The sequence below is a fragment of the Pelodictyon phaeoclathratiforme BU-1 genome, from assembly GCF_000020645.1.
GTDB lineage: Bacteria > Bacteroidota > Chlorobiia > Chlorobiales > Chlorobiaceae > Chlorobium > Chlorobium phaeoclathratiforme.
In genome coordinates this window covers 608,929-634,407 of sequence record NC_011060.1, presented here as the reverse complement: position 1 = coordinate 634,407, position 25,479 = coordinate 608,929, and the positions used below count along the sequence as shown (strand labels likewise).

Annotated in this window: 5 protein-coding genes and 1 pseudogene; 2 read left to right on the top strand and 4 right to left on the bottom strand. The window is 54.5% G+C overall.

Annotation, left to right across the window (positions count from 1 at the left end; genetic code table 11):
• Positions 1-39: 39 nt before the first annotated feature.
• From PPHA_RS03135 to PPHA_RS15445, 3 genes are read right to left on the bottom strand one after another with little or no spacing between them, the layout of a single operon-like run.
• Positions 40-753 (bottom strand): peptidylprolyl isomerase, encoded by a 714-nt coding sequence (locus PPHA_RS03135; protein ID WP_012507428.1) that lies wholly within the window; start codon positions 751-753, stop codon positions 40-42.
• Positions 754-811: 58 nt separating this feature from the next.
• Positions 812-2,233: a TolC family outer membrane protein gene (locus PPHA_RS03130; protein ID WP_041526405.1), complete on the bottom strand. Its 1,422-nt coding sequence runs from the start codon at positions 2,231-2,233 to the stop codon at positions 812-814.
• A gap of 32 nt (positions 2,234-2,265) precedes the next feature.
• Complete coding sequence (locus PPHA_RS15445) at positions 2,266-23,967, bottom strand: T1SS-143 repeat domain-containing protein (RefSeq protein ID WP_012507426.1); 21,702 nt, start codon at positions 23,965-23,967, stop codon at positions 2,266-2,268.
• 158 nt (positions 23,968-24,125) lie between these two features.
• Here PPHA_RS15445 and PPHA_RS16695 point away from each other — a divergent pair.
• Both PPHA_RS16695 and PPHA_RS16600 read left to right on the top strand, forming a co-directional pair.
• Positions 24,126-24,209, top strand: a pseudogene (locus tag PPHA_RS16695) (isoprenoid biosynthesis glyoxalase ElbB); the annotation flags it as partial.
• 112 nt (positions 24,210-24,321) lie between these two features.
• The gene (locus tag PPHA_RS16600) at positions 24,322-24,480 is read left to right on the top strand and encodes a hypothetical protein (protein ID WP_317623602.1); all 159 of its coding nucleotides are present in this window, start codon (positions 24,322-24,324) and stop codon (positions 24,478-24,480) included.
• On the opposite strand, the gene PPHA_RS03120 is transcribed toward PPHA_RS16600, so the two are convergent.
• Positions 24,472-25,353, bottom strand: a complete 882-nt coding sequence (locus PPHA_RS03120; RefSeq protein ID WP_012507425.1) for an ABC transporter permease — start codon at positions 25,351-25,353, stop codon at positions 24,472-24,474. The two genes, PPHA_RS16600 and PPHA_RS03120, sit on opposite strands and share 9 nt — an antisense overlap.
• Positions 25,354-25,479: the final 126 nt, after the last annotated feature.

Sequence of the window (25,479 nt, the reverse complement as noted above, 5' to 3'; positions counted from 1 at the left end):
AAAATCAGATAACCCATCGTGACCAGAAAAAAAGAGATCTCAGTAAAAAAAAGCCAATACCTCAGCCTTCACCCATTCACGAAACAGGTGATTGAGAAGATGCTGTTTCATCGGTTCATCAAATTTTGCCGGTATTTTCTCATGCAGCAAGGTAATAACTCCCAATCCGTCAATGACAACCGGAGGATTCACAACCCCCGGCCTGGCCGTCGAGAGCACCGCAGCCAATGCAGGATTTAACTGTTGCATCTCAATCGGGCCGAGGCGACCGCCACTCAACGCCTCCCGGCCCTCGGCATAACGGGCTGCAAGAGAGGCAAACGACTCCTCTCCTGATTCGAGGCGAAAAAACAGCTCTCTTGTCAGCTCATGATCTTTATTGCGCAACAGAGAAAAGAGAACCTTGTCCATACCAGCTTTCAACTTCAGGAAAGCGCTGCCAACCAGAGGCTCAAACCGCCGCCTCTTGAAAAGCTCCAGCAAAACGGGACGACTGATAAAAAAATCAACATCCTCCTCCTTCGCCCCGTCAAGAAGCAATTGAGCCCGTTTTTTTTCAAGAAAAACAGCATCAGCAGCAAGTTCGGTCGTATAATAAACCCCGATCTCTTCCTCACTGCACCCAAGCGTACGTAAAACCCTGTCAACAACCACGCCCTCCATCAGTTGCGGCCACAAGTTATGACCTGCAAGCAACGACACCACATCATCAACCACCAACTCTCTCTTGCCAACAGTAACCGCAACAGACATAAAACACCGCACAACTTAGGAATTACAATAAAACACCCCCCGACTCAAACAACCATCATCACTTGACCTCAGGAAGATCCAGTTTGCCACGCACAGGAACGTCAAATGGCGGCAAATCCTCATCCTTGACCTCAGGCATAGGAATATTGATATCCTTCAAACTCGGCATCTCTCCGCGAACAACACCCATTGTGGTGAGCAGCCTGCCCAGTCCCGCCAACGTCCTTGCATTAGCTATCGTGAGGTCAAAAAAACCGTTATAAAAAGCACGACGTGCCTGATAATATTCATTCTCGGTATCAAGCAGGTCAAGCAATGTACGTTTTCCGATATTAAACTGCTCATGATAGGCCTCTCTTACCTTCTCCATGCTTTTATAGTGCCGATCAAAATACTGTAACTGCTCTTTTATCATCTCCCGTTCATTATAAGCGATCTCTATGGTCTGACGCAAATCACGAGCGGCCTTGTCTTTCAGATCAACCGAACGATACATTTTTTCACGGTACTGATGCAATGCCGCCTGATCAGCGCCCCCATTGATGATATTGTAGTTCAATACAAGTTCAGCAACCGACTCATCCCTCCGGCCATCCACACCATCCAGATTCCATGACCGGTCATGGCGAGCCTTGAAGTCGATACGCGGATAATATTTTGCTTTCTGTACATTGACGGCATATTGAGCAGCCCGGATATCAGAAAGGGTGGCAAGAAAGCCGAAATTGTACTGATAGGCCTCTTTCAGCGTCGCAACTTTCGTAGCAGGTATCCCTTTATCAGGCAGCACTGCAGGCGCCAGATTCTCTTCCGGCAACTCTCCGATATAACGCTGGTAGCGAGCGCTTACATCATGCTGGTTGCTCAATTCGGTCACCAGGTTCGACTGTGCCAGCGAAAGACGGGCCGTGATCTGCTCCATATCAACCCCTGCTGCAACCCCCGCACGAACCCGACTGCTGATCTGCTTGTAAATCTCCTGATGATACTCATAATTTCTTCTCGAAAGATTGACCATCTCACGATAACGGAGCACATCCATATACGCCCTGAAACTTTCAAGACCAATATTTTCCATAGAGTCCATAAACTCCAGATATCGGGCCTGACCCGAGTGTTTCAACCGATGAACCTGGTTTCGGGTATAAAACCCGTCAAAAAGCATCTGGGAGAGTTCAAGCCGGAGACCCTTCCGCCAGTAATTTTCATCCCCGTTACTCTCCGACTTGAGCCAGTGCCGACCCACGCCAGCGCTAAAATCAAGCTTCGGCATGTAGCCCCCGTTAGCCACACCCTGCTCTTCGTACACATCCCGGAAAGCATGAAACTTCGCCTGCACCTCCGGATTGGTATTCAAAGCAGCGGTAACCGCTTCACTTGCCGTTACTGCCTTGGCCTCTACAGTTTGCGGTGACCCAAGACAGAGGAGCAAAACTGCCACTGCAAGGGTTTTCAGGTTCTTATTGGTAGTCTGTTTCATAACCTTGGATATAGAGGTTTTTAAGTTGTCCATTATAAAATGTCTTTGTACACAGAAACCTTGACCGTCGGATCCGTACTGCTGGTATATACATTGTAATCTCCAATCCGAGTTGCAGTTGACCAGTCTGCTCCAGTAAACGCCACATGGTCACCGCCGTCGCCGAGAATATACAGGTCATGGGTCGAAGGATCGGTCATGGCAGCAACACCCGCAGAGGTGATGTTCGAAAGAGAGTGATTGCCGTTGACCGTCAGATCAATGTACTCAATATTGAAAATCGATCGATCAACAGGACTATCAGCAAAATCAATATCCTCACCCTTCCGGAGCACCAGCGTATCAGTTCCGGCTAGGCCGTCAAAGCTTCTGGTATTTGCAAGATCAGCCACACCATCATAGAGCAGGGTATCGTTGCTCGTCGTCGGAACAATCGGCGAGATATTGAGGGTGAAAGATTTCTCGGGCGTTGTTACGGATTGAGGAGCAGCGCCATCTACCGTATAGGCAGCAACATACACCGTCGATGTCCCATTAGTGGCCGACTGTATAACCGACAGCGCATTTGTATCTTCAACCGTAAGCCCGTGAAGCGTATAGGTGTCTGTACCACTATTATAGTCGGTCGCCGGATTAAATTGGGCCAACGTCAACTCGGTACCGCTTGCGCCATAGAAAGAAGCATACTGTCTAAATCCCCTCAAGGTCACCGTCGCTGTTTCCGAACCATCAAAGTCAGCCATTGAAACATTGAGGTTAATCGGCACCATCTGACCTTCTGGACCGAACGAATGAGTCGGACTGATCGTCGTCAGACCATCAGAAACCGGCGTCACCACAGTATCAAAGAGGAATGTCTGCTCAAGCAATTCTCCAGGCAAGTGCGTCTCGGTGGTAATAACGACAAGCTCTAATCCCTCAACCGTACCACTGAGATTATTCGGTGGTACAATCGCAACATAGTTTGGAAGCTCAATTTTTCCGGTGATCGTTGATAGCTTACCAATCGACCATGTATTATGGCCGGATGCATCACTTCCTGCATTGAGCGCCAACACTGCCGAAGCGGCATCATCTCCAATATAGACCAGACAGCAATTATGGAGTTTTTTCAGCAAAATACTCTGTACCGACTCCGAGCCATCAAGATCAATCAGGCCCCCTCCGGTGATAGCCAATTGAATACGAGTATCCTCCGGACCTGTCGCTACTATGGATGTGGGATTATAGCCATCAATGACCGGAATCACATCAATGGTGAGTGACCCGGGGGTGCCGGAGATCTGGACGCTCCCCGTCTCGCGGGAATTAACCGAAGCCGTTATCTCGATACTGCCCGAGGCATTTGGAACAGGGAAATAGGTCAAGGTCAACACATCACTGGCAAGCACACCGCTGATACTGTAGTTTGCAAAACCTCCGCCACTACTCTCAAGCGTGAGTACCTTACCGGTGCCATCATCCGTCAATACTAATCCTCCCAGATAGCTGTCCATGCTTCTTTCATCAATCACAAGCATTACGTTACCCAAAAGTTGATTCGAACTACCATCGGCCGCATTCTCGAAAGCAACCGTAAAGAGGACTCCCGCTCCGCTGTCCACCTTCGACGGTCTGGTCGTATCATCCTCGTACTCACTCCCGGCACGAGGAGTAATCACGCTCGTTGTCGGATCACTGTCTGGCAACACCTCTATCTGTCCATGAAACTTCTCCGTATTCTGCTGACCGCCCGGCGCATAGGTTGTCAGTGCAAGATCAAAGACAAACAGGTCATTATGATTGTTTTCGTTCGAGTCAGGCGGCGGTGTCAGGGTAATGTTATGCAGCAGTGTCTGCAATGTGGCATCACCACCTGAGCCGGATGCGGTATAAATCACTTCGTCTCCAGGCAAAACCATACGCTCCATACCGGTCACAATGGTGCCAGCCTGAACATTTTTCAGCGTAATACTGAAGGGACTGCTGTCAGTGATGGAAGAAATCGCAACCGTTGCCAGATCGGCAAGCATGGAAGCCGTATCCTCTGTCATACTCACGGTGTTGAGACCCCATGGGGTAATAGCCGCCGGAATATTAGTAGCTCTGCCGCTGTCATCAAATGAGACAACGAGGCTATTGTCAATGGTAAACGATACGGAAGCAGAACGTATACCCGACCCGGTATCCCTGCTCTCTGCGGTAATGGTAATCGTTTTCGACCAACCGATAAACTGCGAAGCAACTCCATCAAAATCAAAGGCAATATTTCGCGGAATGGTGGATGTAAATGGAAGATCCGGATTAACATCCAAAATCCAGCGCCCGGTATTGGGTGTCGTACCGGTATCGCCGACATAGGTCGCTCCGACAACCGTAATCCCGTCCGGCACACCATCAATAATAAAACGCTCAAGCATTTCACTGCCATCCAGATCCTGCCCGTCAGGATTTTCAGCAAGATAATTGGACTGCGTGACAACAACCGGCACCGTGAGTACTGTGCTGCCATAGACCGTAACCACATCCCCGGATATAACCGTGTGAGAAGAAGTTTCGTCCGCAGCACTAATTGTACCAAGTGGATCAGTAATCGGATCCGTCACCGCATTGACCGTCAGGGTATAAGCGGCTATCGTCGACTGCGTCGTCACCGAATTCGCTGTTACGCCTGTCCAACCTCCGGTAGCAGGATTAATAATCCTGACTGTGGTGCCATCACTTGTCGGATCGGTAATCGCATACTGTACCTCAAAGGTATAGCTGCCATGCAGGTCATGCGTATTCTGCACATAGATATGCTTCGACTGTTCCGCAGTGAGTTTGTAATAACCGTCGTCGGCCAGAATACCTCCCACAGCGCCAAGGACAATCGGAGAACCCGCACCGGCATCATCTGCATCATAAGAGAGGGTAAACACCCTGCCATCAACATCGGCCGCTTTTATCCAGACCGACGTCAACACTTCATTCGTATCAACAAGCGGCTGCGGTAGAAGATCAAAATTAACCCGTGCATAGGCGCCCATCACCGGATTGAGCGGATCAGTCAGTATCCACTGATCCTCATTGAAGACGGTATGGTCGACAATCGTCGCTTCAGGTGATGGCGAAACCGTGAGGGAGAGGGGTATCGGATCACCAGTAGAGGTATTGTTTGTCCAGCGAAGCCCAACGGGATCCCAGGTATCACCAGTCCAGGAGTTGCCATCATTTTCCGAGGTCACCGGAACACCCTGGAAGGTGACCGTTCCGCTGAAGTTTTTCGGAACCGTCATTGTGGTACCCGCAAAATCACCTGGAGTGAGAAGCCATCTGCGTTCGGTACCCGTACCACCAAGGAAGGATACATTCACCCCGCTGATATCAAAACCGTTAGCGAGGCCTGTAAAATAGAACGACAAGGTTTCTGAACCATCAGTATCCTGCCGCGTGACAGAAATAAGACTACTCATACTAATGAGATCTGAAGGAGGCAGACTATCCAGTCGTTGCTCAGAAAATCCGGCCACAGTCGTTACAACATCAACAGGATCGGCAACACCCCTGACATCGACAATAATGTCAAGAGGCTGGCAGATCGTACCGGGGTTCGTTGGATCAAGAACTTCAACCGTGTGACCCGTAACATGGAGAGTAATGTCTTCATTACTGTTGTGAGGCGGCTGTATGGTAAACGTTTTTGAAGAATCAAAGTGATTTATGGTTACCGTACCCGATGTATCCGTTATCGCATAGATAGTCGATCCATCATAGATCATCTCGGAGCCATTAGGAATACCCGTAATCGTAATGGTAAAGCTCTCTGATCCATCGGTGTCTGTGGACGTCGGACGAATGGAGAGCGTCCTGAGCAAATCTTCATCAATCGGCACAGGAGAGGTCACAGCAAGCGTAACTTGATTGGGCACTGGATCAACAATAAAGTCGAGGTGAGCCAGACCACTGACATTGAACACATCGGTCGTTGTGTCATCAGGGCCATGGTCAACTGTTTTTGCCTGAACATCAATGGTAACTGCTCCACTATAACCAGGTTTTGCTTTGAACGATACGGTATGCAGATAAGGCATTTCTACCGCTATCGGAGTACCTTTAAAGATCTCCGTATGCACCCCGGAACCATCGGTATACTGGAACTCTGCTTCAATCATATCTGTCAGCACACCTCCGACAAGATATGTCGGCGTAAAGAGGGCATAGGTTCTCTCTGAACCATCCGCATCCTCATTGTGCCAAAAACTTCCAATGGCAAACGGGCTTGACCCGGCCTCGGTAAGTGAAACGAACTGACCCTCTGTACCGTGAGTCGTGTAGGTGTGATGTGGATTGATGGCCAGATCAGCGGTGCCGCTGACATCAGAATCCGCTTCAGCCGCAGTTACCGTTACCGAGGTTCCGTTGTGCACAGCACTCCCTGCAACCGCCTCGGCTACCGGGGTAACGGTCACCTTGATATTATGCAATTGATCGATTTTGCTATTATCCGTGATATCAATTCCCTGAATTGTAGCCGTATCTGTTGTGGTAACGAGAACCTTCACCGTTGTATCGGCGCTGCTATGCGGCGGAGGAGTAACGGTATAGTTTGTGTAATCTCCTACAGGGATGGAAAAATCAGCCGTACCGTCTCCTGTGAAAACAACTGTTCCTGAAGGGTTTTTTATTACCCAACCAAGCGCAAGATCACTGACGGTTATCGCAGTAATGATTTCCGTTCCTCCTGTGGTCAACCCGGACGAGATATCGGTAACCCTAAGATCCTTCAGGAACCTGACCGACTGGTCCTCAGAAGTCGATACATCAGGAGCTGCAATATCATCAGCTACCGGCAAAACAAGCAGATTCAGGGTAACCGAATCAGTCCAGCTCACCGGAACAGGCGATGCCGCTGGCAGATTCGGATCGGTATCAAGCGCCTGCAGGGTTACGGTTATACCGTTCATTTCGCCGCTGAAATTTGGCGGCGGTGTGATGGTGATACCCGGCAGAACGTTCTGGATACCAGCAGGAACAGTACTGTTGATCAGGGGAATGGTAACGGTACCCGTCGCACCAATCGTCACTGGTCCCGGAAGAGCATTTGAGGTCACAATCGTATCTTTCAGTAACCCGGAGAGTACGATTTCACGATGTTCACTGCCATCCGTCGTATCATCAAAGGAAGTTGTTGAAAGCAATGCGCCAAGGTCAAAAACGGTATCCTCTTCGAAGTTTGCCGTGTAGGGCGTATCAAAACCGTCAATCAGAAGACCTGGAGCAGGCGGAATATCCGTCACCGCAAGAACCTCGACCGCAATTGTTGCGGTTGTGGTCACTCCGGGAACCGCCACGCCACTGACCTCTTTCTGGTAACCCGCTGCATCAACCTCATATTCTGTCACCGAGACGGTGATAGCAGGAGAGAAATTGTTGCCGCTGTTGGGTGGAGGCAGTAGTTTAAGCCCTTCGTATTCCAAAACCGTTAAATAGCTGTTGGCAGTTGTTTCGGCAAGGAAGAGCGACTTGCTGTCCGTGCCGGTAACCGGCGTTGTGCCACCACTGACAAGCATAACGGTAAATGAGGTGTGGCCTGTGGTTGCCTCAAAAACAAGCGTCGTACCATCAGCCTTGAAAATCTTCGCACCGACCGGAATCCCCGAAAGGGTAATTGCGCCAAGCCGTTCGGGATCATCACCTGCTGTGCCGATGCCATTCTGGTCAGTTTTATCACCTACCGTCGGTGCATACAGGCGAAGATCAATCTGAGTGTCTTCCAGAGTCGAGAGGGTATAGTCAAGAGCCGTCACTCCCGGCGCATCCGACACCGGAATCACGGTTACGGTCACCGTCCGAATTTCGGTTGTTGATGTATTTTCAATCTCCAGTGTATACTCAAAGGTATCCGTCCCACTATAGTTTGTGTTGGGGAATGGAGTATAGGTAATGGTTCCATCGGGAAGACCTGATATCGTTCCGTCATTAACCTGAACCGTTCCATGCGCTGCAGGAGTACCGGTTATGGACAGATTGGTCGATCTCGCATCAGCGTTGACCGTCATCGTTCTCTCACCAGGATCCGGTTCATCCTCCTGAAAGGTCAGCAAAGGTTCGACAAGAGCCGTGTCGTCATAAATCGTGACTGTAAATTCAGCAAGTCCGCCTCCATTAACCCCTGAAGGGAAATTGAGAACCGTATCATTATCGTAAGGTTCCAGAACCTTGTAACGGATCGGAAATTCAATAGGGTCATGCGATATGGTAGCACCAGTATTCTGATCCTCATAAAGATGATCGACAGCCCTGTAGAGGGTAAACTCATAGGATGCGTCTTTAGAATCATAATTCTTGATTTCTATGGTAAAAATCACATTACCACCATCAGCCTCCAGGTCTGTAGCTGTGAGCGTATGGCCATCAGGACTTTCATGATAGAAGATCGTCTTTTTGTTGGAGGTTATACCAGTGGGCGGAGGTGCTCCGTTAAATACTACATTAATAGGATCTGCTTGCTTATTAACGCCAAGAGTACCCGTTTTAACAAGCAGCACAGGGTTCGGATCGGATCCTGTCGAAAGATTCCTTTCATAGACAGAGTTATCCAGCGGATCACTGATAGTCGTGGCGGTATCCTCAACAACTAGGGTTTTTGTCGCCGTTGCCGTGTCACCGTCACGATCGGTAATGGTATAGGTTATGGTTTCAGAGACTGGTTCTGTGGAATGATTAACCCAAGGGTCTGGAGTATATTGCCACTCCCCGTCACTAAATACCGTTAATTTACCGTATTTTGTATCAAGTTCTCCGGTCGTACCACCCGAAAGTATCTTGAATTGAGAGGCTCCCAGGCTATCAACATAGTCAACCCTTGTTATGGTAATGGACTCATCAGCACCGGAATAGTCTCTCCATGATGTCGCTCCCCCTGACGGATTTGTTGATGTCAGAAGATTCCATGCCAAATTTCCGACAGATGTAGCCATTTCACTTCCTTCTTTAATGTACAGGGTCGAATCATTACGGGCGATCGGGATGTCGTCCTCGACTGTGATCAGCAGCGAACTGGCGTTGATGGTGATCTGGTCACCGTCCTTGTCGGTCGCTACAAGGCCGCCTGACAGGTCGAGCGTCATGATTTCGGTGTCGTCACTGTTGCTGACCGGGTGGTCGAGCTGATCGAGCAGCGTGAAGGTGTAGGCGCCACTTGTCTGGTTCAGTTCCAGGGTGAACACCGTGCTGCCGGAGGCGGAGGCGACGAGCTTGTCGGTTATGGTGTCGCTATTGGTATCGACGGCGCTGTAGGTGACCGTATTGCCATTCGAGGTCAGCGTCGGCAGGCCGCTGGCCTGGACCGAGTAGGTGGCGGAGGCATCGGCTCCAACGCTCACCAGGCCGGATATGTTACCGGTCGCTATCGTCGTGTCGGCGGCGGTGTTGTCGAGGTTGCCGCCACTCAGTGCGTCTTCCTGTACGGAGCCTACTACCGTCGCAGTGGTCTGAACCGGGATGTCGTCTTCTACCTCAATCAGCAGAGAGCCGCTGTTGATGGTTATCGCATCGCCATCTTTGTCGGTCGCTACAAGGCCGCCTGACAGGTCGAGCGTCATGATTTCGGTGTCGTCACTGTTGCTGACCGGGTGGTCGAGCTGATCGAGCAGCGTGAAGGTGTAGGCGCCACTTGTCTGGTTCAGTTCCAGGGTGAACACCGTGCTGCCGGAGGCGGAGGCGACGAGCTTGTCGGTTATGGTGTCGCTATTGGTATCGACGGCGCTGTAGGTGACCGTATTGCCATTCGAGGTCAGCGTCGGCAGGCCGCTGGCCTGGACCGAGTAGGTGGCGGAGGCATCGGCTCCAACGCTCACCAGGCCGGATATGTTACCGGTCGCTATCGTCGTGTCGGCGGCGGTGTTGTCGAGGTTGCCGCCACTCAGTGCGTCTTCCTGTACGGAGCCTACTACCGTCGCAGTGGTCTGAACCGGGATGTCGTCTTCTACCTCAATCAGCAGAGAGCCGCTGTTGATGGTTATCGCATCGCCATCTTTGTCGGTCGCTACAAGGCCGCCTGACAGGTCGAGCGTCATGATTTCGGTGTCGTCACTGTTGCTGACCGGGTGGTCGAGCTGATCGAGCAGCGTGAAGGTGTAGGCGCCACTTGTCTGGTTCAGTTCCAGGGTGAACACCGTGCTGCCGGAGGCGGAGGCGACGAGCTTGTCGGTTATGGTGTCGCTATTGGTATCGACGGCGCTGTAGGTGACCGTATTGCCATTCGAGGTCAGCGTCGGCAGGCCGCTGGCCTGGACCGAGTAGGTGGCGGAGGCATCGGCTCCAACGCTCACCAGGCCGGATATGTTACCGGTCGCTATCGTCGTGTCGGCGGCGGTGTTGTCGAGGTTGCCGCCACTCAGTGCGTCTTCCTGTACGGAGCCTACTACCGTCGCAGTGGTCTGAACCGGGATGTCGTCTTCTACCTCAATCAGCAGAGAGCCGCTGTTGATGGTTATCGCATCGCCATCTTTGTCGGTCGCTACAAGGCCGCCTGACAGGTCGAGCGTCATGATTTCGGTGTCGTCACTGTTGCTGACCGGGTGGTCGAGCTGATCGAGCAGCGTGAAGGTGTAGGCGCCACTTGTCTGGTTCAGTTCCAGGGTGAACACCGTGCTGCCGGAGGCGGAGGCGACGAGCTTGTCGGTTATGGTGTCGCTATTGGTATCGACGGCGCTGTAGGTGACCGTATTGCCATTCGAGGTCAGCGTCGGCAGGCCGCTGGCCTGGACCGAGTAGGTGGCGGAGGCATCGGCTCCAACGCTCACCAGGCCGGATATGTTACCGGTCGCTATCGTCGTGTCGGCGGCGGTGTTGTCGAGGTTGCCGCCACTCAGTGCGTCTTCCTGTACGGAGCCTACTACCGTCGCAGTGGTCTGAACCGGGATGTCGTCTTCTACCTCAATCAGCAGAGAGCCGCTGTTGATGGTTATCGCATCGCCATCTTTGTCGGTCGCTACAAGGCCGCCTGACAGGTCGAGCGTCATGATTTCGGTGTCGTCACTGTTGCTGACCGGGTGGTCGAGCTGATCGAGCAGCGTGAAGGTGTAGGCGCCACTTGTCTGGTTCAGTTCCAGGGTGAACACCGTGCTGCCGGAGGCGGAGGCGACGAGCTTGTCGGTTATGGTGTCGCTATTGGTATCGACGGCGCTGTAGGTGACCGTATTGCCATTCGAGGTCAGCGTCGGCAGGCCGCTGGCCTGGACCGAGTAGGTGGCGGAGGCATCGGCTCCAACGCTCACCAGGCCGGATATGTTACCGGTCGCTATCGTCGTGTCGGCGGCGGTGTTGTCGAGGTTGCCGCCACTCAGTGCGTCTTCCTGTACGGAGCCTACTACCGTCGCAGTGGTCTGAACCGGGATGTCGTCTTCTACCTCAATCAGCAGAGAGCCGCTGTTGATGGTTATCGCATCGCCATCTTTGTCGGTCGCTACAAGGCCGCCTGACAGGTCGAGCGTCATGATTTCGGTGTCGTCACTGTTGCTGACCGGGTGGTCGAGCTGATCGAGCAGCGTGAAGGTGTAGGCGCCACTTGTCTGGTTCAGTTCCAGGGTGAACACCGTGCTGCCGGAGGCGGAGGCGACGAGCTTGTCGGTTATGGTGTCGCTATTGGTATCGACGGCGCTGTAGGTGACCGTATTGCCATTCGAGGTCAGCGTCGGCAGGCCGCTGGCCTGGACCGAGTAGGTGGCGGAGGCATCGGCTCCAACGCTCACCAGGCCGGATATGTTACCGGTCGCTATCGTCGTGTCGGCGGCGGTGTTGTCGAGGTTGCCGCCACTCAGTGCGTCTTCCTGTACGGAGCCTACTACCGTCGCAGTGGTCTGAACCGGGATGTCGTCTTCTACCTCAATCAGCAGAGAGCCGCTGTTGATGGTTATCGCATCGCCATCTTTGTCGGTCGCTACAAGGCCGCCTGACAGGTCGAGCGTCATGATTTCGGTGTCGTCACTGTTGCTGACCGGGTGGTCGAGCTGATCGAGCAGCGTGAAGGTGTAGGCGCCACTTGTCTGGTTCAGTTCCAGGGTGAACACCGTGCTGCCGGAGGCGGAGGCGACGAGCTTGTCGGTTATGGTGTCGCTATTGGTATCGACGGCGCTGTAGGTGACCGTATTGCCATTCGAGGTCAGCGTCGGCAGGCCGCTGGCCTGGACCGAGTAGGTGGCGGAGGCATCGGCTCCAACGCTCACCAGGCCGGATATGTTACCGGTCGCTATCGTCGTGTCGGCGGCGGTGTTGTCGAGGTTGCCGCCACTCAGTGCGTCTTCCTGTACGGAGCCTACTACCGTCGCAGTGGTCTGAACCGGGATGTCGTCTTCTACCTCAATCAGCAGAGAGCCGCTGTTGATGGTTATCGCATCGCCATCTTTGTCGGTCGCTACAAGGCCGCCTGACAGGTCGAGCGTCATGATTTCGGTGTCGTCACTGTTGCTGACCGGGTGGTCGAGCTGATCGAGCAGCGTGAAGGTGTAGGCGCCACTTGTCTGGTTCAGTTCCAGGGTGAACACCGTGCTGCCGGAGGCGGAGGCGACGAGCTTGTCGGTTATGGTGTCGCTATTGGTATCGACGGCGCTGTAGGTGACCGTATTGCCATTCGAGGTCAGCGTCGGCAGGCCGCTGGCCTGGACCGAGTAGGTGGCGGAGGCATCGGCTCCAACGCTCACCAGGCCGGATATGTTACCGGTCGCTATCGTCGTGTCGGCGGCGGTGTTGTCGAGGTTGCCGCCACTCAGTGCGTCTTCCTGTACGGAGCCTACTACCGTCGCAGTGGTCTGAACCGGGATGTCGTCTTCTACCTCAATCAGCAGAGAGCCGCTGTTGATGGTTATCGCATCGCCATCTTTGTCGGTCGCTACAAGGCCGCCTGACAGGTCGAGCGTCATGATTTCGGTGTCGTCACTGTTGCTGACCGGGTGGTCGAGCTGATCGAGCAGCGTGAAGGTGTAGGCGCCACTTGTCTGGTTCAGTTCCAGGGTGAACACCGTGCTGCCGGAGGCGGAGGCGACGAGCTTGTCGGTTATGGTGTCGCTATTGGTATCGACGGCGCTGTAGGTGACCGTATTGCCATTCGAGGTCAGCGTCGGCAGGCCGCTGGCCTGGACCGAGTAGGTGGCGGAGGCATCGGCTCCAACGCTCACCAGGCCGGATATGTTACCGGTCGCTATCGTCGTGTCGGCGGCGGTGTTGTCGAGGTTGCCGCCACTCAGTGCGTCTTCCTGTACGGAGCCTACTACCGTCGCAGTGGTCTGAACCGGGATGTCGTCTTCTACCTCAATCAGCAGAGAGCCGCTGTTGATGGTTATCGCATCGCCATCTTTGTCGGTCGCTACAAGGCCGCCTGACAGGTCGAGCGTCATGATTTCGGTGTCGTCACTGTTGCTGACCGGGTGGTCGAGCTGATCGAGCAGCGTGAAGGTGTAGGCGCCACTTGTCTGGTTCAGTTCCAGGGTGAACACCGTGCTGCCGGAGGCGGAGGCGACGAGCTTGTCGGTTATGGTGTCGCTATTGGTATCGACGGCGCTGTAGGTGACCGTATTGCCATTCGAGGTCAGCGTCGGCAGGCCGCTGGCCTGGACCGAGTAGGTGGCGGAGGCATCGGCTCCAACGCTCACCAGGCCGGATATGTTACCGGTCGCTATCGTCGTGTCGGCGGCGGTGTTGTCGAGGTTGCCGCCACTCAGTGCGTCTTCCTGTACGGAGCCTACTACCGTCGCAGTGGTCTGAACCGGGATGTCGTCTTCTACCTCAATCAGCAGAGAGCCGCTGTTGATGGTTATCGCATCGCCATCTTTGTCGGTCGCTACAAGGCCGCCTGACAGGTCGAGCGTCATGATTTCGGTGTCGTCACTGTTGCTGACCGGGTGGTCGAGCTGATCGAGCAGCGTGAAGGTGTAGGCGCCACTTGTCTGGTTCAGTTCCAGGGTGAACACCGTGCTGCCGGAGGCGGAGGCGACGAGCTTGTCGGTTATGGTGTCGCTATTGGTATCGACGGCGCTGTAGGTGACCGTATTGCCATTCGAGGTCAGCGTCGGCAGGCCGCTGGCCTGGACCGAGTAGGTGGCGGAGGCATCGGCTCCAACGCTCACCAGGCCGGATATGTTACCGGTCGCTATCGTCGTGTCGGCGGCGGTGTTGTCGAGGTTGCCGCCACTCAGTGCGTCTTCCTGTACGGAGCCTACTACCGTCGCAGTGGTCTGAACCGGGATGTCGTCTTCTACCTCAATCAGCAGAGAGCCGCTGTTGATGGTTATCGCATCGCCATCTTTGTCGGTCGCTACAAGGCCGCCTGACAGGTCGAGCGTCATGATTTCGGTGTCGTCACTGTTGCTGACCGGGTGGTCGAGCTGATCGAGCAGCGTGAAGGTGTAGGCGCCACTTGTCTGGTTCAGTTCCAGGGTGAACACCGTGCTGCCGGAGGCGGAGGCGACGAGCTTGTCGGTTATGGTGTCGCTATTGGTATCGACGGCGCTGTAGGTGACCGTATTGCCATTCGAGGTCAGCGTCGGCAGGCCGCTGGCCTGGACCGAGTAGGTGGCGGAGGCATCGGCTCCAACGCTCACCAGGCCGGATATGTTACCGGTCGCTATCGTCGTGTCGGCGGCGGTGTTGTCGAGGTTGCCGCCACTCAGTGCGTCTTCCTGTACGGAGCCTACTACCGTCGCAGTGGTCTGAACCGGGATGTCGTCTTCTACCTCAATCAGCAGAGAGCCGCTGTTGATGGTTATCGCATCGCCATCTTTGTCGGTCGCTACAAGGCCGCCTGACAGGTCGAGCGTCATGATTTCGGTGTCGTCACTGTTGCTGACCGGGTGGTCGAGCTGATCGAGCAGCGTGAAGGTGTAGGCGCCACTTGTCTGGTTCAGTTCCAGGGTGAACACCGTGCTGCCGGAGGCGGAGGCGACGAGCTTGTCGGTTATGGTGTCGCTATTGGTATCGACGGCGCTGTAGGTGACCGTATTGCCATTCGAGGTCAGCGTCGGCAGGCCGCTGGCCTGGACCGAGTAGGTGGCGGAGGCATCGGCTCCAACGCTCACCAGGCCGGATATGTTACCGGTCGCTATCGTCGTGTCGGCGGCGGTGTTGTCGAGGTTGCCGCCACTCAGTGCGTCTTCCTGTACGGAGCCTACTACCGTCGCAGTGGTCTGAACCGGGATGTCGTCTTCTACCTCAATCAGCAGAGAGCCGCTGTTGATGGTTATCGCATCGCCATCTTTGTCGGTCGCTACAAGGCCGCCTGACAGGTCGAGCGTCATGATTTCGGTGTCGTCACTGTTGCTGACCGGGTGGTCGAGCTGATCGAGCAGCGTGAAGGTGTAGGCGCCACTTGTCTGGTTCAGTTCCAGGGTGAACACCGTGCTGCCGGAGGCGGAGGCGACGAGCTTGTCGGTTATGGTGTCGCTATTGGTATCGACGGCGCTGTAGGTGACCGTATTGCCATTCGAGGTCAGCGTCGGCAGGCCGCTGGCCTGGACCGAGTAGGTGGCGGAGGCATCGGCTCCAACGCTCACCAGGCCGGATATGTTACCGGTCGCTATCGTCGTGTCGGCGGCGGTGTTGTCGAGGTTGCCGCCACTCAGTGCGTCTTCCTGTACGGAGCCTACTACCGTCGCAGTGGTCTGAACCGGGATGTCGTCTTCTACCTCAATCAGCAGAGAGCCGCTGTTGATGGTTATCGCATCGCCATCTTTGTCGGTCGCTACAAGGCCGCCTGACAGGTCGAGCGTCATGATTTCGGTGTCGTCACTGTTGCTGACCGGGTGGTCGAGCTGATCGAGCAGCGTGAAGGTGTAGGCGCCACTTGTCTGGTTCAGTTCCAGGGTGAACACCGTGCTGCCGGAGGCGGAGGCGACGAGCTTGTCGGTTATGGTGTCGCTATTGGTATCGACGGCGCTGTAGGTGACCGTATTGCCATTCGAGGTCAGCGTCGGCAGGCCGCTGGCCTGGACCGAGTAGGTGGCGGAGGCATCGGCTCCAACGCTCACCAGGCCGGATATGTTACCGGTCGCTATCGTCGTGTCGGCGGCGGTGTTGTCGAGGTTGCCGCCACTCAGTGCGTCTTCCTGTACGGAGCCTACTACCGTCGCAGTGGTCTGAACCGGGATGTCGTCTTCTACCTCAATCAGCAGAGAGCCGCTGTTGATGGTTATCGCATCGCCATCTTTGTCGGTCGCTACAAGGCCGCCTGACAGGTCGAGCGTCATGATTTCGGTGTCGTCACTGTTGCTGACCGGGTGGTCGAGCTGATCGAGCAGCGTGAAGGTGTAGGCGCCACTTGTCTGGTTCAGTTCCAGGGTGAACACCGTGCTGCCGGAGGCGGAGGCGACGAGCTTGTCGGTTATGGTGTCGCTATTGGTATCGACGGCGCTGTAGGTGACCGTATTGCCATTCGAGGTCAGCGTCGGCAGGCCGCTGGCCTGGACCGAGTAGGTGGCGGAGGCATCGGCTCCAACGCTCACCAGGCCGGATATGTTACCGGTCGCTATCGTCGTGTCGGCGGCGGTGTTGTCGAGGTTGCCGCCACTCAGTGCGTCTTCCTGTACGGAGCCTACTACCGTCGCAGTGGTCTGAACCGGGATGTCGTCTTCTACCTCAATCAGCAGAGAGCCGCTGTTGATGGTTATCGCATCGCCATCTTTGTCGGTCGCTACAAGGCCGCCTGACAGGTCGAGCGTCATGATTTCGGTGTCGTCACTGTTGCTGACCGGGTGGTCGAGCTGATCGAGCAGCGTGAAGGTGTAGGCGCCACTTGTCTGGTTCAGTTCCAGGGTGAACACCGTGCTGCCGGAGGCGGAGGCGACGAGCTTGTCGGTTATGGTGTCGCTATTGGTATCGACGGCGCTGTAGGTGACCGTATTGCCATTCGAGGTCAGCGTCGGCAGGCCGCTGGCCTGGACCGAGTAGGTGGCGGAGGCATCGGCTCCAACGCTCACCAGGCCGGATATGTTACCGGTCGCTATCGTCGTGTCGGCGGCGGTGTTGTCGAGGTTGCCGCCACTCAGTGCGTCTTCCTGTACGGAGCCTACTACCGTCGCAGTGGTCTGAACCGGGATGTCGTCTTCTACCTCAATCAGCAGAGAGCCGCTGTTGATGGTTATCGCATCGCCATCTTTGTCGGTCGCTACAAGGCCGCCTGACAGGTCGAGCGTCATGATTTCGGTGTCGTCACTGTTGCTGACCGGGTGGTCGAGCTGATCGAGCAGCGTGAAGGTGTAGGCGCCACTTGTCTGGTTCAGTTCCAGGGTGAACACCGTGCTGCCGGAGGCGGAGGCGACGAGCTTGTCGGTTATGGTGTCGCTATTGGTATCGACGGCGCTGTAGGTGACCGTATTGCCATTCGAGGTCAGCGTCGGCAGGCCGCTGGCCTGGACCGAGTAGGTGGCGGAGGCATCGGCTCCAACGCTCACCAGGCCGGATATGTTACCGGTCGCTATCGTCGTGTCGGCGGCGGTGTTGTCGAGGTTGCCGCCACTCAGTGCGTCTTCCTGTACGGAGCCTACTACCGTCGCAGTGGTCTGAACCGGGATGTCGTCTTCTACCTCAATCAGCAGAGAGCCGCTGTTGATGGTTATCGCATCGCCATCTTTGTCGGTCGCTACAAGGCCGCCTGACAGGTCGAGCGTCATGATTTCGGTGTCGTCACTGTTGCTGACCGGGTGGTCGAGCTGATCGAGCAGCGTGAAGGTGTAGGCGCCACTTGTCTGGTTCAGTTCCAGGGTGAACACCGTGCTGCCGGAGGCGGAGGCGACGAGCTTGTCGGTTATGGTGTCGCTATTGGTATCGACGGCGCTGTAGGTGACCGTATTGCCATTCGAGGTCAGCGTCGGCAGGCCGCTGGCCTGGACCGAGTAGGTGGCGGAGGCATCGGCTCCAACGCTCACCAGGCCGGATATGTTACCGGTCGCTATCGTCGTGTCGGCGGCGGTGTTGTCGAGGTTGCCGCCACTCAGTGCGTCTTCCTGTACGGAGCCTACTACCGTCGCAGTGGTCTGAACCGGGATGTCGTCTTCTACCTCAATCAGCAGAGAGCCGCTGTTGATGGTTATCGCATCGCCATCTTTGTCGGTCGCTACAAGGCCGCCTGACAGGTCGAGCGTCATGATTTCGGTGTCGTCACTGTTGCTGACCGGGTGGTCGAGCTGATCGAGCAGCGTGAAGGTGTAGGCGCCACTTGTCTGGTTCAGTTCCAGGGTGAACACCGTGCTGCCGGAGGCGGAGGCGACGAGCTTGTCGGTTATGGTGTCGCTATTGGTATCGACGGCGCTGTAGGTGACCGTATTGCCATTCGAGGTCAGCGTCGGCAGGCCGCTGGCCTGGACCGAGTAGGTGGCGGAGGCATCGGCTCCAACGCTCACCAGGCCGGATATGTTACCGGTCGCTATCGTCGTGTCGGCGGCGGTGTTGTCGAGGTTGCCGCCACTCAGTGCGTCTTCCTGTACGGAGCCTACTACCGTCGCAGTGGTCTGAACCGGGATGTCGTCTTCTACCTCAATCAGCAGAGAGCCGCTGTTGATGGTTATCGCATCGCCATCTTTGTCGGTCGCTACAAGGCCGCCTGACAGGTCGAGCGTCATGATTTCGGTGTCGTCACTGTTGCTGACCGGGTGGTCGAGCTGATCGAGCAGCGTGAAGGTGTAGGCGCCACTTGTCTGGTTCAGTTCCAGGGTGAACACCGTGCTGCCGGAGGCGGAGGCGACGAGCTTGTCGGTTATGGTGTCGCTATTGGTATCGACGGCGCTGTAGGTGACCGTATTGCCATTCGAGGTCAGCGTCGGCAGGCCGCTGGCCTGGACCGAGTAGGTGGCGGAGGCATCGGCTCCAACGCTCACCAGGCCGGATATGTTACCGGTCGCTATCGTCGTGTCGGCGGCGGTGTTGTCGAGGTTGCCGCCACTCAGTGCGTCTTCCTGTACGGAGCCTACTACCGTCGCAGTGGTCTGAACCGGGATGTCGTCTTCTACCTCAATCAGCAGAGAGCCGCTGTTGATGGTTATCGCATCGCCATCTTTGTCGGTCGCTACAAGGCCGCCTGACAGGTCGAGCGTCATGATTTCGGTGTCGTCACTGTTGCTGACCGGGTGGTCGAGCTGATCGAGCAGCGTGAAGGTGTAGGCGCCACTTGTCTGGTTCAGTTCCAGGGTGAACACCGTGCTGCCGGAGGCGGAGGCGACGAGCTTGTCGGTTATGGTGTCGCTATTGGTATCGACGGCGCTGTAGGTGACCGTATTGCCATTCGAGGTCAGCGTCGGCAGGCCGCTGGCCTGGACCGAGTAGGTGGCGGAGGCATCGGCTCCAACGCTCACCAGGCCGGATATGTTACCGGTCGCTATCGTCGTGTCGGCGGCGGTGTTGTCGAGGTTGCCGCCACTCAGTGCGTCTTCCTGTACGGAGCCTACTACCGTCGCAGTGGTCTGAACCGGGATGTCGTCTTCTACCTCAATCAGCAGAGAGCCGCTGTTGATGGTTATCGCATCGCCATCTTTGTCGGTCGCTACAAGGCCGCCTGACAGGTCGAGCGTCATGATTTCGGTGTCGTCACTGTTGCTGACCGGGTGGTCGAGCTGATCGAGCAGCGTGAAGGTGTAGGCGCCACTTGTCTGGTTCAGTTCCAGGGTGAACACCGTGCTGCCGGAGGCGGAGGCGACGAGCTTGTCGGTTATGGTGTCGCTATTGGTATCGACGGCGCTGTAGGTGACCGTATTGCCATTCGAGGTCAGCGTCGGCAGGCCGCTGGCCTGGACCGAGTAGGTGGCGGAGGCATCGGCTCCAACGCTCACCAGGCCGGATATGTTACCGGTCGCTATCGTCGTGTCGGCGGCGGTGTTGTCGAGGTTGCCGCCACTCAGTGCGTCTTCCTGTACGGAGCCTACTACCGTCGCAGTGGTCTGAACCGGGATGTCGTCTTCTACCTCAATCAGCAGAGAGCCGCTGTTGATGGTTATCGCATCGCCATCTTTGTCGGTCGCTACAAGGCCGCCTGACAGGTCGAGCGTCATGATTTCGGTGTCGTCACTGTTGCTGACCGGGTGGTCGAGCTGATCGAGCAGCGTGAAGGTGTAGGCGCCACTTGTCTGGTTCAGTTCCAGGGTGAACACCGTGCTGCCGGAGGCGGAGGCGACGAGCTTGTCGGTTATGGTGTCGCTATTGGTATCGACGGCGCTGTAGGTGACCGTATTGCCATTCGAGGTCAGCGTCGGCAGGCCGCTGGCCTGGACCGAGTAGGTGGCGGAGGCATCGGCTCCAACGCTCACCAGGCCGGAGATGTTACCGGTCGCTATCGTCGTGTCGGCGGCGGTGTTGTCGAGGTTGCCGCCACTCAGTGCGTCTTCCTGTACGGAGCCTACTACCGTCGCAGTGGTCTGAACCGGGATGTCGTCTTCTACATTAATCGTGAAGGCACCAAAGGTTGCCAACGGATCACCATCCTGATCGGAAACTCTCAGTATGCTCGAAAAATCAATCGAAAGAGTCTCACTGTCATTACCATTGTTCAGCGGATGATCAAGCTGATCAAGCAACGTAAATACATAGTTTCCGGTGCTCGTATCAACAACCAGCTTAAAGACTGGTCGATCAGTTTGAGAATTATACCCCGCAATACCATCAGAATCGACGTATGCCGTCAGTATATTTCCATCAGGAGTAACATCATAGAGAACCGGCAATCCGGCTGATTTCAGAATCGGTAGATGGCTCGTATCAGCAGATAGCGTAAAGAGATAAGTTCCCGGCTGATCTGCACCTATTGAGACAAGACCAGCTATACTCCCATTCACTGATATCACCTGCGACGGAGTTTCCCGGTTACCTCCATTCAATGCATCTTCATGCACCGTTCTCTGTAATATGCCGACACCGACCGGCACATCATCTTCGATACTGATCGTAAACGTTCCGCTGGTGTTTAACGTGTCGCCATCACTGTCCGTGACCCTCAGGAGGCCCGTCAGGTCCAGCGAAAGTGTTTCGCTGTCATCTCCATCACCACGAGGATGATCGAGCTGATCAAGCAGCGTAAAGGTATAGTCTCCCGTAGCAGGATCAATAACGAGCGTGAAGACCGGATTGCCCCCGGCTGTTGCCGTCAACGTATTAACCGTAACAGCGTAATCGACCCGTATGCCAACGGAACGCAACTCAGGAAGTCCGGATGTATCGCCCGTTAAACCATACGTTCCAGGATTATCAGCCCCGATCTGGAAAAGAGCAGCTAAATTGCCTTGAGCTACCACTGTCTGAGAAGCGGTTTCACGATTTCCGTCCAGCAACGCATCTTCCTGCACTTCACCCACAATCGCACCAGTACCAATCGGCACATCATCTTCAATATTGATGGTGAAGGTTCCTGCAGTCATCAAGGGGTCACCATCTTCATCGGTAACTTGCAGAATGCCTGTCAGATTAAGCTGAAGTATTTCGGTATCATCTCCATCAGCACGAGGATGATCGATGTGATCAATCAGTGTAAAAGTATAGTCTCCCGTAACAGAATCAACAACAAGTGTGAAGACCGGATTGCCCCCGGCTGTTGCTGTCAGCGTATTATCCGTAAAAGTGTACACGACAGACATGCCGGATGAGTACAGCACCGGAAGCCCACTCGTATTGCCAGACAAGCCAAAATTACCCCGCTGATCAGCTCCGATACGGAAAAGCGCCGCCACGTTACCTCGTGCAACGGTGGTTACAGTATCTCCATCCGTTATGCCGTCAGGTAGTTCATCTTCATCGACATTGCCCACAATCGTCCCCGAACCAACCGGCACATCATCTTCAACATTGATGATAAAGGTTCCTGTCGTAATCAACGGATCGCCATCACTGTCGGTGACCTCGAGGATGCTCGTCAGGTTCAGCGGAAGGATTTCGTTATCGTCGCCATTGGCAAGTGGATGATCAAGCTGGGCAAGCAGCGTAAAGGTATAGACACCCGTAACGGAATCGAGCTCCAGCGTAAAGACCGGAATGCTCCCGGATGATGCTGTCAGAATATTATTCTTTACCGAATAGGTGACCGCCACCCCCGCCGAAGTCAGATCCTGACGCAAGCCTCCGGTTTCGGATGACAAACCATAGCGCCCAGGCTGATCGGCACCTGCAGAGAAAAGTCCGGATATATTACCTGTCGCAACCGTGTTAAAAGCATCACTGTCCGTTATACCTAAAGGCAACTCATCCTCGTCAACATTGCCCGTAACCAGGCCGCTGCCAACGGGCACATCATCTTCAACATTGATCGTGAATGTTCCGGCTGAAGCAGAGTGATCGCCATCGCTGTCGGTTGCCTGAAGGATACTTGTCAGGTCAAGCGGAAGGATTTCGTTATCATCCCCATTGGTCAAAGGATGATCCAGGCGGTCGGAGAGCGTAAACGTATAGTCACCCGTTGCAGGATCAAGAACAAGCGTAAAGACCGTTCCTCCCCCGGCTGTTGCAGTCAGCGTATTGCCCGTAACAACATAAGTAACAGGATCCCCCGCCGAAGTCAGACCCTGGGGCAGACCACCGGTGTTGGTCAACAAACCATAGGTCAGCGGCTGATCGGCGCCCGCAGAGAACAGGCTGGATATATTGCCTGTTGCAACCGTAGTCACCCCATCACCATCCGGTATACCAAACGGAAGCTCATCTTCATCGACACTGCCCGCAATGCCGCCAACACCGATCGGCACATCATTCTCAACAATAATCGTAAACCCGTTATCAACCGTTATCGCATCACCATCCCTGTCGGTAACAACAATAGCGCTGGAGAGATCAAGAGTGATGGTGCCCTCCTCACCGGATCCGGGAGGTTGATCAAACGGAGCAGACAGCGTAAAGGTAAAAGCACCCGTAGACGGATCAAGAACAAGCGTAAAGACCGGACCGGAAGGAACAGAAGCCGTCAACGTATTGCCGGATACCGTAAAGCTGAGCGGAACTCCGTTCGAAGTCCAGCCAAACGCATCAAGCCCCGTGGTTTGCAAACTGAAGGTTACCGGCACATCAGCTCCCGTATCAATCAATGGAGCAACACTGCCCGTTGCCACCATCGTATCCTCCGGAGTATCACGGTTACCCTCCAGAAGAGCATCCTCCTGAACCGAAGCCGTCACCTCTGCTGTATTATTTTTCGGAACATCATCGAACGGTAAAGAGGAGTATGTCATCGAAATGGGCGCCAGCGGAACCATCGGCTCCACCGCAGCAAAGGTGACCGGTTCAACCGGAATTACCAGTCGCTCATCAAAAGTGCCACGACCCTCAAGCAAGGGGCTGTAACCTGCCGAACGACGGCTCGTTGATGCATTATATTTCCCTGTATAAGCCCACAAAAGGTAGGGGGGCGTATTAACTGACTCAACAGCACGCTCGACACGGACAAATCCATGAAGACGGTTACCACTCTGAGGATTGTTTTCGATCACAACAGGCGGTTCGGGACTGTCAGAGGTTTCCAGCCCGACGGGCGGCGCATCACTCCCCGCCTCGGCAACCAATCCCGCAATATCCTTGTCCGCAGGAGCAAAAAGCCCAGCACCCAAGACGACCTCCTTGCCCTCGGTAACCCTTAACACAGCACCATTCGTAGTCCGAAGCACAACCAGACTTCCAGTTTCTGTATGAATAACCTCACCCTCATAAACCATATCCCCTGCCTGCAGAAGACGGCTGGTTCCATCTTCAAGTTCTGCCCAGACTTTACCAATAATCTCTGAGACAGTTGCGAGCGAAATCGTATTATCGATACTCATTGGTACTTTAGGTATAATTAAGCTATGAAAAGCAAAGTTGCTATTAAGTACGTCAAATCATCATCCTTAACCAAACAAAAACAAACACAACGCATACAGGGAACGCACCTGCGCATATAAAATGTATAATACTCCATAATAAAATACTAATATTTGCCATGAAAAAAATCGGAATTCTCCTTTCAGGCTGCGGATTTCCTGATGGATCCGAGATTCAGGAAGCGGTGCTGACCCCTCTTGCACCTGCATCGCACCCTTTTATTGCAGCAAAACTTCCGGGCTGTGAACATATTGACCTGAAACATATTGACCTAACCAGAGAATGATCCGGAAAGTTCGGCAGCGATCGAGGCAATGGGTGCCCGCCCTATCGAATGCCCTGTCGGGGAGTGCATTGTCAGCCAGAAAGGAAAAAGAGTCAGCACACCAGCAGCCTACATGCTCGAAACATCAATAGCCGAAGTGGCCAAAGGCATAGAAAAACATGCTGGAGAGCTGATCTGCCTAATCTGATTTGCGGTTTTTTTCAAACGCAGTACCCGCATCCCTCGGCGCTGAAGCCCTGCCAACAAATCCGGCAAGCACAACCAGCGTTATGACATAAGGGAGTGACTGCACCAACTGCGAGGGAATCCACCCCGTCTGGAGCCAAATCTCCATCGATTCGGTCGTTGCAAAAAACAAACTTGCAAGTGCAGCTCCAGCCGGGTTCCACTTGCCGATAATCATAGCCGCAAGAGCGATATAACCCCGCCCGGCCGACATATTATCAGTAAAGGTATGCTGCTGAAAAACAAGAAAAGCTCCACCAAGAGCCGCAAGTGCACCAGAAACAAGCACGCCGGAATAGCGCATGCGATCCACATTGATACCTGCACTGTCGGCCGTTTCAGCACTTTCACCCGTTGCCCGAAGCCTCAGACCATAAGGAGTCCTGAAAAGCACCAGATAACCTGCAACAACAGAGAGCACAGCAGCAAGAAAAAGAGGATCAAGCAAAAGAGAGGGAACCGCAATACCGGCAATCCGCTCCGAATTCATCGAACTTCCGAACAACAGGCTGAGCCCAAAACGGGTAGCGCCCATAACAAGAATATTGATAGCAATACCGGCAACAATCTGGTCAGCCTTCAAGGTAACCGTCACAAAAGCAAAAAGCAGCGCAACACAAAGGCCGCACACCAGAGCCAGCAAAATGCCCGCCAGGGCCGACCCGCTCCGGTACTGACCAAAAGCCGCACCAAACGCACCAACAAGCATCATCCCCTCAAGTGCCAGATTAACCACCCCGCCCCGCTCCGAAAACGTTGCCCCAACAGAGGTAAGCACATAGGGAACGGCAAGACGCAAGATTTGCAGAAAAATAACAAGAGGATCAATTTCCATAATAAATCAGAATGAAATATCCTTTACGGTAGTTTTTACAGCGGCTTTTTAGTAAACTTCAGTTTCGATAAAAGTAGTCAACTTCACCTGTTTTTTCACCACATGCATTTCCTTTATCTGGTAAAA

Coding starts and splice junctions, on each gene's coding strand:
- PPHA_RS03135 (WP_012507428.1), bottom strand. CDS start 753: ATGTCTGTTGCGGTTACTGTTGGCAAGAGAGAGTTGGTGGTTGATGAT.
- PPHA_RS16600 (WP_317623602.1), top strand. CDS start 24,322: ATGGGTGCCCGCCCTATCGAATGCCCTGTCGGGGAGTGCATTGTCAGC.
- PPHA_RS03120 (WP_012507425.1), bottom strand. CDS start 25,353: ATGGAAATTGATCCTCTTGTTATTTTTCTGCAAATCTTGCGTCTTGCC.
- PPHA_RS15445 (WP_012507426.1), bottom strand. CDS start 23,967: ATGAGTATCGATAATACGATTTCGCTCGCAACTGTCTCAGAGATTATT.
- PPHA_RS03130 (WP_041526405.1), bottom strand. CDS start 2,233: ATGAAACAGACTACCAATAAGAACCTGAAAACCCTTGCAGTGGCAGTT.